Origin of the sequence: Kushneria sinocarnis, from assembly GCF_003633775.1 — a bacterium.
Taxonomy (GTDB): domain Bacteria; phylum Pseudomonadota; class Gammaproteobacteria; order Pseudomonadales; family Halomonadaceae; genus Kushneria; species Kushneria sinocarnis.
In genome coordinates this window covers 1-11,306 of the sequence record NZ_RBIN01000014.1, presented here as the reverse complement: position 1 = coordinate 11,306, position 11,306 = coordinate 1, and the positions used below count along the sequence as shown (strand labels likewise).

Here is an 11,306-nt window from a genome sequence, read left to right as displayed (position 1 = left end):
CGAACCCCACTGGAAGTCTACGCCGAGGTGCTAAAGAAATCCGTCGGCGGACCGAGCACCCTTCAATAGCGTTGCGCTTGGAACTTGAGACCGCCATTCCCAAGAATCAAAATGACACGCTTATTCATAATAGATATGGTATTTCAATCAGTTACAACCTGGCATGAGACTTGCTAAGTCATGATTGTGTTTTTATTGATTTGATCAAAGAGAATGTTTTCATGCTAACTAATGAACAGGCCAGAATTATTGCAACAACCGCACCGGTTGTCGCAGAGCACGCTGAAACCATCGCCAAAACCTTCTATCCGTTAATGTTCGAGCGTTATCCGCATGTGAGATCGATGTTCAACATGCGTCATCAGCAGACCGGTGAGCAGCCCCGGGCGTTGGCTCGTTCGGTCGTGGCTTATGCCCTTGATCGGGAGGACCCGATCGCGCTGGAGCGGCTCATGACACCGATCGTCAACAAGCATGTCGCCATCAATCTGCAGCCCGACCAGTATCCGATCGTGGGCGAGTGCCTGATGGCTGCCATTGGTGAAGTGCTTGGCGATGCCGTCACTCCTGAGGTGGCTGACGCCTGGGGCGGACTCTACTGGGAGTTCGCCAATCGACTCATCGATGCCGAAGAGCAGACCTACCGTCAGCTGGAAGAGGCGCCGGGGGGCTGGCGTGGTGAGCGCGAATTCTATCTGATTGATCGTGTGCCGGAGAGCGATGAGATCGTGTCGTTCTACTTCAAACCGGTGGATGGCAAGCCGATCCGAACCTTTCAGCCGGGCCAGTACCTGGGCGTGGCACTCGAGATCGACGGTGAACAGTCCCTGCGTCAGTACAGCCTGACGTCACGGCCGGGGGATGATTTCTATCGCATCTCGGTCAAGCGTGAGGGTCAGGGGCGGGCCAGCCGCCACCTGCATGATCATGTGAAGGTCGGCGATCACGTCAGGCTACTCGCGCCGGTCGGTGAGATGGTGCTCGATGATCGCGATGCGCCGGTCATGCTGATCAGTGGTGGCGTGGGCCAGACGCCCATGCTCTCACTCATGGCACAGGCGCTTGATGCAGGGCGCCGGGTGATCTACCTGCATGGCGCACGCAACGCTCGCGTTCATGCCTTTCATGAGCATCTGCAGGCGATGTCCGAACAGTACGGCAGCCAGCTGACCTATCGCTACGTCTACAGTGATCCGGAGACTGCCGATGGCCAGCACCACAAAGGCATCATCGATCGGGCGCTGCTGGCCGACTACCTGCCGCGTGAGGCGACGCCGAGCTGCTACTTCACCGGCCCCACTGGCTTCATGCGTGACCTGGATAACGAGTTGGCTGCTCTTGGTGTCGATGCACCGTATCGTCATTTCGAGTATTTCGGCCCCTCCGGTCAACTGCACTGAGTATCGCTGATACGCCAGCGCACGGCCCCTGCAGGTCGAAGGGGCCGTGGCCTGATGGACCGCTGGCGAGGCACGTTACTGCAGTCGCCTGACGCCCAGAATGGTGACTGGTTCTCGAGGGACATCGGCGTGGTGGCCCTTGTGAGTGGTCGGCACGCCGGCGATGGCATCAACCACGTCCATTCCTGATACCACATGTCCAAAGACGGTGTACCCGGGCGCCTGAAAGTTGCGGTAATCCAGTGTCGGATTGTCGACCAGGTTAATGAAGAACTGGCTGGTAGCCGAGTCCGGTTGGGCGGTACGCGCCATGGCAATGGTGCCACGGGTATTGCTGAGTCCACTCTCCTCCAGTGCCATGGGGGCATGCGTCTTTTTGGGCGAGAGATTCGCTGTCATGCCGCCGCCCTGGATCATGAAGCCGTCGATAACGCGATGAAAGATGGTGCCCTGATAGAAGTCTTCATCGACGTAGCGCAGGAAATTTTTCACCGTGCGAGGTGCCGCCGTAGCATTGAGTTCGAGCTCAATCTCGCCCTGGCTGGTTCTGATTTCGACGTGTGGATGAGTGTCATTGGCCAGTGCCAGAGGCGAAAACAGCGACAGTATCAGCAGGCCACTGCGCAGTAATGGTTTCAACATGAAGGGGGCTCCGATAGTAAATGAGATCAGCATCCGGCCGGAAGAGAAGAACCTGCTCGGCCACGAAGTACGCAAGGCGATCATTTCCACCCCTCTCGCGCCGCCCATACAGCTGCTTCGGTGCGGGTGCGCATGCCCATCTTCCTGAGCAGGTGGCGCATGTGAACCTTGACCGTACCTTCACTGATGTCCAGCCTTCGGCCGATTTCCTTGTTGGCATAGCTGCGTGCAATCAGACGCAGGATGTCGCGTTCTCGCCGGGTCAGCCGGGCGATGAGCACCTCGGGGCCGCTCGCAGGTTCGCGTAGTGCTCGCGCGAGAAGGCCCATGAGTCGTGGGTCGAAGGCATCATCCGAGGTTTCGAGACTGTCAATGGCGGTCAGCAGCTCTTCGGGGGCCGTGTCCTTGAGAAGATAACCACTGGCGCCGGCACGAATGGCCGCCAGCACGTCGTCCTGCTCTTCCGAAACGGTCAGCATGACAATGGGGGCCGATACTCCCGCCTCGCGCAGCCGGGTCAGTGTCTCGATACCATCCATACCCGGCATCCGCATATCCAGCAGGATCAGATCCGGCCTGTGGCGCTCGCAGATATCCAGCGCCTGCTGGCCGCTTTCGGCCTCGCCACACAGGGTCCAATTCTCGCTCATGGCCAGCAGTTGCTGTACCCCGCGACGAAAAAGCGGATGATCATCCACGATCAGAATGCCCCGGCCCTGCTCGGACTGCGTCATGTCCTGCTCCTTCAACGGTGAATTCAAGCGCCACCCGGGTTCCGCCGGTCTCGCGCCGAGTGAGTTCCAGCGTGGTCCCCAGACTGCGCGCGCGTTCAGCCATGATGATGGTGCCGTAATGATGGGAGCGATTCACCTGCTCGGGCAGGCCAACGCCGTCATCTTCAACGGCCAGTGTAATGTGCCCGTCATGTTCGAGCAGGCTGATTGACACCCGCTGGGCTGCGGCATGCTGAACCACATTGGCCAGTGCCTCGCGCAGAATCTGAACCAGGTGCAACTCCTGATCAGGAGAGAGCCTGTTATCGGCAATGGTCAGGTGGGTATCGATCTCGAGATGACCGCGCTCGGTAAACTCTGCCACCGTTGCATTGACCGCTGCCTTGATGCCGTCTTCGGTCAGACGCAGGCGAAAGGTGACCAGCAATTCGCGCAGTTGACGGTAGGCATGGTCGATGCCATCGCGCAGCTCACCGAGAATGACGCTGGCGGTACTGTCGACCTCCTTTGGCAGGGCGCGGGTCAGTCGCATTGCCTGAATGTTGAGGTAGCTGAGCGATTGCGCCAGCGAATCATGCAGCTCGCGGGCGATGACGGCGCGTTCGTCCATCAGCGCCAGACGACGTTTCTGCCGGCCCTGGGCGCGCAGCGCCAGCGCAGCCCCGAGCTGATCGGCCAGGGTTTCACAGATCCGACATTTCCAGTCCGGCAAGGGCGCGCCACCAGGTAGCCGGGCCATCAACATCAGAGGATCCTCTGTCTCCTCCAGCAGGGGGAAAAGATGGGTGTGCGGGGGATCATCCAGGGCGGTGTCCGGTGAGATCAGCGCCAGTTCGGCCGGTGCCATCAGCGCTTCGAAGGGGCTTAGCGCCTGCTGCAGATTGATGGCCTCGGGTGGCGTGGTGGCCAGGTAACGTGCGTTGTCATAAAGCAGGGAGAGCGCCAGATGGCTCTGTTGCAGGCGGTGGCCGCGCTCTTCGACCTGATCGTTGAGATGCCGGCAGAACACGTCGAGCTGGCCGGCCATGTCATCGATAGTGGCTGCCAGCAGGCCGATCTCATCGTTGCGCCAGTAGCCGGTGCGCGCCTGAAGCTCGCCGGCACGCAATGCCTCAATCACGCTCAGAAGCCGCCTGAGCGGTCGACGCACATGAAAATGGAGCTGATACGCACCCCAGCCAATCAGCGGCAGGGTGAGCAGTAATAATATGCCCTGCAGGGCACGAAGGCGTGCAATACGCGCTTCGGCCAGGTTCTGTAGATTGCCGGTCAATGCATCCAGACCGTTTACATGGGCAGTGATGCGTGCCGCATTCACATTCGCCGCCTGTTCGGGAGTACGCATATCCGGTCGTAGCGCACTGACCCACTCAAGGTGCAAGGCTGTCAGTTGCCGCGCAACCCTGGCGTTGTATTCAAGGGCTACTGCTTCATCAAGCTGCTGCCAGGTGTGATCCATGGCGTTCAATAGCGCCTGCCACTGTTGTGTATCAGCCGTGGGTGCTTGCGCCTTCAGGCGCCAGGTCTGCATGCGTAGCGAGCCAGCCTGATTGATGACCTGCGCATCATGGCGCGCCGTCTCCGCCAGCCAGCCGCTGGCTACCATTCCGCTCAATGCCAGTAACGATACCCCAGCCAGTATCAGTCCAAGCGTTAAACTCAGTGTGTAGTGCGAGGGCACAAATCGTCTGCCTACCCCCATGTTGCTCTCCTGCGCCGTATGGATACCTCCATGGAGGTAGAAAGAAAAATAAAAGGCTGTCCATTCAGTCTTCTACATAACAGCCAGGTACTATCTCCAATGATATAAGGCACTGATTTTACTTTATTTTCTTCCAGCCCGTTTTGACGACGATCAAAAGTCTGCGCAGCCCCCTGTGCAACAGTCGCCCTGACGCCATTTCCACAGGCACAAGGGCATGATCATGAAGGCAGATACCGCATCTCCCCGACGCTCGCAGCAGCGACGTGCGCTGGGTCTCTCGACACTGGCCTTCACGCTTTGCTTTGCGGTCTGGACGATTTTTTCGATCATCGGCGTACGTCTCAAGCAGGAACTGGGACTTTCCGATACCCAGCTCGGGTTGCTGATGGCCACGCCCGTCCTGACCGGCTCCGTCAGCCGACTCGTGCTGGGCATCTGGACGGATCGGTTCGGTGGTCGCTGGGTGTTCGGTCTGCTCATGCTGACCTCCAGCGCCTGTGTTTATCTGGTGACGTTCGCAACTACGTATGCACTGCTGCTGCTTGCTGCACTCGGTATCGGACTGGCCGGTGGCTCCTTCATCGTGGGGGTCTCTTATGTTTCGGCCTGGTATGAACGCGCACAACAGGGGACGGCGCTGGGGATCTTCGGGGCTGGCAATGTAGGAGCAGCCATTACCAGTTTTGTGGCGCCATCGCTGATGGTCGCACTGGGCTGGCAGGGCACGGCGCTGGTCTATGCCACCGTGTTGGGCGCCATGGGGGTAGCCTTCATGGTGCTGGCTGGCAACGATCCAATGCGTGCCGTTCAGGCGCAGAAACGTACCACGCTGAAAGTACAACTCGCCCCGTTGGCTGATCTGCGTGTATGGCGCTTCTCGCTGTATTACTTCTGTACTTTCGGCAGCTTTGTGGCACTGGCCATGTGGCTGCCGCTGTACCTGATGAACGTTTACGGACTGGGCCTGACGGCGGCCGGTATGGTGGCCACGCTGTTCTCGGTGCCGGCAGCGCTCTTTCGCATTCTTGGCGGCGTATTGTCCGATCGTATCGGTGCCCGGCGGGTGATGTACTGGACGCTGGGGGTGGGGGCGATCTGCACCTTTCTTCTGAGTTACCCACCGACTCAATACAGCGTGAGCGGCGTGCATGGCACGCTTGAGTTTTCACTCGCCGTCAATCTGCCGGTTTTCATTCTCCTGATTCTTGTGCTGGGTTTTTTCCTGTCGCTGGGGATGGCGGCGGTGTTCAAGCACATTCCGGTTTATTACCCGACCCATGTGGGCGCTGTGGGTGGGGTGGTCGGCATGGTCGGGGGGCTGGGCGGATTTTTCCTGCCACTGACATTTGGCATGCTCAACGATGTGGTAGGCATCTGGCAGAGCTGCTTCATGCTGATGCTGATCATCATCGTGGCGGCACTGTTGTGGATGCATCTGGCAATCCGCCGTCAGGAGCGCCGTGAATGGGCCACCAACACCCGCGGAGTGGATCTGCCGGAGCTTCTGAGGTCCGGGCACTTCGTGCTCGATGAGTGGCATCCTGAAGATGAGACCTTCTGGCGCCAGCGAGGGGCACGCATTGCCCGGCGCAACCTGTGGATCTCGATCCCCAACCTGCTGCTGGCCTTTGCGGTGTGGTCGATCTGGAGCATCCTGGTGGTACGCCTGCCGCAGCTTGGATTCTCCTATACACCCAACCAGCTTTTCTGGCTGGCGGCACTGCCGTCACTGTCCGGTGCCACGCTGCGTATCTTTTACAGCTTCATGGTGCCGATCTTCGGTGGGCGACGCTGGACAGCCATTTCGACCGCCTCGCTGTTGCTACCGTGCCTGTGGATTGGTGTGGCGGTACAGCACCCGAATACGCCCTATAGCGTGATGCTGATTCTGGCACTGTTGTGCGGTTTTGGCGGGGGCAATTTCGCTTCCAGCATGGCCAACATCAGCTTTTTCTATCCGCAGGCCCAAAAGGGCACTGCCATGGGCCTCAACGCAGGCCTGGGCAATCTGGGGGTTTCGGTACTGCAGCTGATTGGTCCGCTGGTGATTGCCGCTGGTGTGCTGGGGCCGGCCGCCGGTGAGCCGCTGATCGCCCGGCAGGGTGCCTACGCCGGAGAGCCGGTGTGGATTCAGAACGCTGCTTTCGTCTGGGTACCGTTGATTGTTATCGCCGCCATCGCGGCCTGGTTCGGCATGAATGACATCGCCTCGGCGAAATCTTCGTTCCGCGATCAGGCGGTGATCTTCAAGCGGCTGCACAACTGGCTGATGAGCTGGCTGTATCTGGGCACCTTCGGCAGCTTCATCGGCTTTGCCGCAGGCTTTCCGCTGCTCTCCAACATGCAGTTCCCGGATATCGATCCGACCCGCTACGCCTTCCTGGGGCCGCTGGTCGGCGCGCTGGCCCGCCCGCTGGGCGGCATGTTAGCCGATCGATTGGGCGGTGCCCGGGTGACGCTGTGGAACTTTGCCCTGATGGCTGTGGGCGTAATGGGCGTGCTGCTCTTTCTGCCCGAGCACGGTGAGGGCGGCAGCTTCGTCGGTTTCTTCGTGATGTTCATGGTGCTGTTCGTGGCCACCGGCATCGGCAACGGTTCCACCTATCGCATGGTGCCGGTGATCTTTTTCAATCAGCGCCGCCAGGCGCTGGGCGAGGAGCATCTCGATGAGGCTCGCGTTCAGGCCAACCGTGAATCCGCTGCCGTGCTTGGCTTCATCTCGGCCATTGCGGCCTACGGCGGCTTCTTCATTCCCAAGTCCTACGGCACTGCCACCGCCATGACCGGCAGCGTGGCGCCCGCCCTCTACGGCTTCATTTTCTTCTATCTCAGCTGCATGGCGCTGACCTGGTGGTATTACGCCCGTCGCAACGCCCCGGCCCCCTGCTAGGCACGCCCAAGGAGACTGCCCCATGAGTTACTTTCTCGACCGACTGCAGTACATGAAAAAGATCCGCACGCCGTTTGCGGGCGGCCACGGCGAGATGCGCGAGGAGAGCCGCGAGTGGGAGAACGGCTATCGCGCCCGCTGGCAGCACGACAAGGTAGTGCGCTCCACCCACGGGGTGAACTGCACCGGTTCGTGCAGCTGGAAGATCTACGTCAAGAACGGACTGGTCACCTGGGAAACCCAGCAGACCGACTACCCGCGCACCCGGCCGGACCTGCCCAACCACGAACCCCGTGGCTGCCCGCGCGGGGCGAGTTACTCCTGGTATCTCTACAGTGCCAATCGGCTCAAGTACCCGCTGGTGCGCAAGGCGCTGGTCAAACTCTGGCGCGAAGCGCTTGCGCAGCACCCGGACCCGGTCGATGCCTGGGCCTCGATCGTTGAGGACCCTGAAAAGACGGCGCAGTACAAGCACCTGCGCGGCCTGGGCGGGTTCGTGCGTGCCGACTGGGAAGAGCTGGAAACCCTGGTGGCGGCCTCCAATGTCTATACCACCAAACAGTACGGCCCGGATCGCATCATCGGCTTTTCACCGATTCCGGCCATGTCGATGGTCTCCTACGCCGCGGGCGCGCGCTATCTGTCACTGATCGGCGGGGTATGCCTGTCGTTCTACGACTGGTACTGCGACCTGCCGCCGGCCAGCCCCCAGACCTGGGGCGAGCAGACCGACGTGCCGGAATCCGCCGACTGGTACAACTCGAACTACATCATCGCCTGGGGCTCCAACGTGCCCCAGACCCGCACGCCGGATGCGCACTTTTTCACCGAGGTGCGCTACAAGGGCACCAAGACGGTCGCAATCACCCCGGACTACGCCGAGGTCGCCAAGCTCTGCGACGAGTGGCTGAGCCCCACCCAGGGCACCGATTCGGCGCTCGGCATGGCGATGGGCCACGTGATCCTGAAGGAGTTCCATCTCGAGCGGCCCAGCGCGTACTTCACCGATTACGTGCGCCGCTACACCGATATGCCGATGCTGGTCGAGCTGGAAGCCCGCGAGGACGGCAGCTTCGTGCCCGGCCGCCAGCTGCGCGCCGCCGATTTTGATGAAGCGCTGGGTCAGGACAACAACCCCGAGTGGAAAACGGTGGCGTGGGACGAGACGCGCGATCAGCTCGTCGTGCCGCGCGGCTCGATCGGGTTTCGCTGGGGCGAAAGCGAAGCCGGTCAGGGGCGCTGGAACCTGGAGCCGCGCGACGCCGAAGGCGACGAGATTCACCTGCGCCTGTCACAGGTCACCGATCATGACGAGGTGGTGCGGGTCGGCTTCCCCTACTTCGGCCACATCCGCCATGAGCATTTCAACCACGTCGACGGCAACGACGTGCTCTATCACCACCTGCCGGCTCGCCGGCTGACGCTGGCCGATGGCCGCGAAGCGCTGGCAGTGACCGTCTTTGATCTGATGGTCGCCAACTACGGCATCGATCAGGGCCTGACGCTTGCCGGCAGCGAGGACGATGGCGCCACCTCGATCGACCAGATGCGTCCCTACACGCCGGGCTGGCAGGAAGCGATCACCGGGGTCCCGGCCGCTCAGGTCACCAGACTGGCCCGCGAGTTTGCCGACAACGCCGACAAAACCCACGGGCGCTCGATGATCATCGTCGGTGCCGGGCTCAACCACTGGTACCACATGGACATGCAGTACCGGGGCCTGATCAACATGCTGATCCTGTGCGGCTGCATCGGCCAGACCGGCGGCGGCTGGGCCCACTACGTCGGTCAGGAGAAGCTGCGCCCGCAGACCGGCTGGCTGCCGCTGGCGTTCGGGCTGGACTGGAACCGCCCGCCGCGCCAGATGAACGGCACCTCGTTTTTCTACAACCACTCAAGTCAGTGGCGCTTTGAAAAGGTCGAGGTGAAGGACCTGCTCTCGCCGCTGGCCCGCCGCGAGGACTATTCCGGCAGTCTGATCGACTTCAACGTGCGCGCCGAGCGCATGGGCTGGCTGCCCTCCGCGCCGCAGCTGAACACCAACCCGCTGCGCCTGGCCGCCGCCGCCGAAGCCGCCGGCAAGCCACTCAACGATTACGTGGTCAATCAGCTCAAAAGCGGCGATCTGCGCTTTGCTGCAGAAGACCCGGACAGCCCGCAGAACTTCCCGCGCAACCTGTTCGTATGGCGCTCGAACCTGCTGGGCAGCTCCGGCAAGGGCCACGAGTACATGCTCAAGTATCTGCTCGGCACCACCCACGGCCTGCAGGGCAAGGATCTCGGCGAGATGGGCGGGGCGCTGCCGGAGGAGGTCGAGTGGCGTGATGAGGCCCCCGAGGGCAAGCTCGACCTGCTGGTCACGCTCGATTTTCGCATGTCGACCACCTGTCTCTACTCCGACGTGGTGCTGCCCACCGCCACCTGGTACGAGAAGGACGATCTCAACACCTCCGACATGCACCCCTTCATTCACCCGCTGACCGCGGCCACCGACCCAGCGTGGGAATCGCGCAGCGACTGGGAGATCTACAAGGGCATCGCGAAGGCCTTCTCTCGCGTATGCGTGGGGCATCTGGGCGAGGAGACCGACCTGGTCACCCAGCCGCTGCAGCACGACTCCCCCGGAGAGCTGGCCCAGGTGGACGTGAAGGACTGGAAGCGCGGCGAGTGCGAACCGATCCCCGGGCGTACCCTGCCCAATCTGGTCGCGGTCAAACGCGACTACCCGGCCACTTATGAGCGCTTCACCTCGGTCGGACCGCTGCTTGATAGCCTCGGCAACGGCGGCAAGGGCATCAACTGGCCCACCGGCCCCGAGATCGATCTGCTTGGCAAGCTCAATCGGCGCAAGGCGGAAGGCCCGGCCGAAGGTCGCCCGGTCATCGACAGCGCCATCGACGCCGCCGAAATGATTCTGACGCTCGCTCCCGAGACCAACGGCAAGGTGGCAGTGCGTGCCTGGGAGGCGCTGTCGAAAATCACCGGCCGTGATCATGCCCATCTGGCGCTGCCCAAGCATGAGGAGAAGATCCGCTTTCGCGACGTGGTGGCCCAGCCGCGCAAGATCATCTCCAGCCCCACCTGGTCGGGGCTCGAGGATGAGCACGTCTCCTATAACGCCGGCTACACCAACGTCCACGAGCTGATTCCGTGGCGGACCTTAAGCGGTCGCCAGCAGTTCTATCAGGACCACGCCTGGATGCGCGCCTTCGGCGAGAGCCTTTTGACCTACCGTCCGCCGATCGACACCCGCGCAGCGATGGCCGGGGTCAAGCGTCCGGATGGCAACCGGAACCCCGAGCGGGTGCTCAACTGGATCACTCCGCACCAGAAGTGGGGCATCCACTCCACCTACTCGGACAACCTTCTGATGCTGACGCTGTCGCGCGGCGGGCCGATCGTGTGGCTCTCCGAGGATGATGCGAAGTCACTGGGCGTGGAGGACAACGACTGGATCGAGCTCTACAACGCCAACGGCTCGATCGCCGCGCGGGCGGTGGTCAGTCAGCGGGTCAAGAATGGCATGGCGATGATGTATCACGCCCAGGAGCGCATTGTGAATGTGCCGGGCTCGGAGATCAGCGGTACCCGCGGCGGCATCCACAACTCGGTCACCCGCGTGTGCCCCAAGCCCACGCACATGATCGGCGGCTACGCCCAACTCTCGTATGGTTTCAACTACTACGGCACTGTCGGCTCCAACCGTGATGAGTTTGTAGTTGTCCGCCGCATGCACCACATCAAATGGCTGGATGAGGAGGGTGCCGACAGCGTGCAGGACCCCGTCAAAAGGTAAGACTTTATTGAACGTATCAGGCGCTCCACCGGAGCGCCTGATACGGCGGTCTCAAGTTCCAAGCGCAACGCTATTGAAGGGTGCTCGGTCCGCCGACGGATTTCTTTAGCACCTCGGCGTAGACTTCCAGTGGGGTTCG

6 protein-coding genes are annotated in these 11,306 nt (G+C 61.4%); 3 read left to right on the top strand and 3 right to left on the bottom strand.

The features are described 5' to 3' along the window. Positions 1-221: 221 nt before the first annotated feature. Positions 222-1,400: an NO-inducible flavohemoprotein gene (gene hmpA / locus C7446_RS16175; protein WP_121174153.1), complete on the top strand. Its 1,179-nt coding sequence runs from the start codon at positions 222-224 to the stop codon at positions 1,398-1,400. A gap of 75 nt (positions 1,401-1,475) precedes the next feature. Here hmpA and C7446_RS16170 read toward each other — a convergent pair whose 3' ends face one another. From C7446_RS16170 to C7446_RS16160, 3 genes are all read right to left on the bottom strand, one after another. Continuing rightward, entirely contained in the window at positions 1,476-2,042 is a 567-nt protein-coding gene (locus C7446_RS16170) for a peptidylprolyl isomerase (protein ID WP_121174152.1), read from the bottom strand. 80 nt (positions 2,043-2,122) lie between these two features. Further along, on the bottom strand, positions 2,123-2,776 hold the full coding sequence (narL, locus tag C7446_RS16165; RefSeq protein WP_121174151.1) for a two-component system response regulator NarL: 654 nt from the start codon (positions 2,774-2,776) through the stop codon (positions 2,123-2,125). Then, entirely contained in the window at positions 2,733-4,382 is a 1,650-nt protein-coding gene (locus C7446_RS16160) for a histidine kinase (RefSeq protein ID WP_245977886.1), read from the bottom strand. The genes narL and C7446_RS16160 overlap by 44 nt, the downstream gene beginning before the upstream one ends. Positions 4,383-4,701: 319 nt before the next feature. Between C7446_RS16160 and C7446_RS16155 the strand changes: the two genes are divergently transcribed. Together C7446_RS16155 and C7446_RS16150 are read left to right on the top strand one after the other, a co-directional pair. Continuing rightward, the gene (locus C7446_RS16155) at positions 4,702-7,371 is read left to right on the top strand and encodes a nitrate/nitrite transporter (protein ID WP_121174154.1); all 2,670 of its coding nucleotides are present in this window, start codon (positions 4,702-4,704) and stop codon (positions 7,369-7,371) included. A 22-nt stretch (positions 7,372-7,393) separates the two neighbouring features. Beyond that, positions 7,394-11,167 (top strand): nitrate reductase subunit alpha, encoded by a 3,774-nt coding sequence (locus C7446_RS16150; RefSeq protein ID WP_121174149.1) that lies wholly within the window; start codon positions 7,394-7,396, stop codon positions 11,165-11,167. Positions 11,168-11,306 lie beyond the last annotated feature (139 nt).

Excerpts from the sequence above, each read along its gene's own strand:
- C7446_RS16150 (WP_121174149.1), top strand. The coding sequence starts at position 7,394 with ATGAGTTACTTTCTCGACCGACTGCAGTACATGAAAAAGATCCGCACG.
- hmpA (WP_121174153.1), top strand. The coding sequence starts at position 222 with ATGCTAACTAATGAACAGGCCAGAATTATTGCAACAACCGCACCGGTT.
- C7446_RS16170 (WP_121174152.1), bottom strand. The coding sequence starts at position 2,042 with ATGTTGAAACCATTACTGCGCAGTGGCCTGCTGATACTGTCGCTGTTT.
- C7446_RS16155 (WP_121174154.1), top strand. The coding sequence starts at position 4,702 with ATGAAGGCAGATACCGCATCTCCCCGACGCTCGCAGCAGCGACGTGCG.
- C7446_RS16160 (WP_245977886.1), bottom strand. The coding sequence starts at position 4,382 with ATGGTAGCCAGCGGCTGGCTGGCGGAGACGGCGCGCCATGATGCGCAG.
- narL (WP_121174151.1), bottom strand. The coding sequence starts at position 2,776 with ATGACGCAGTCCGAGCAGGGCCGGGGCATTCTGATCGTGGATGATCAT.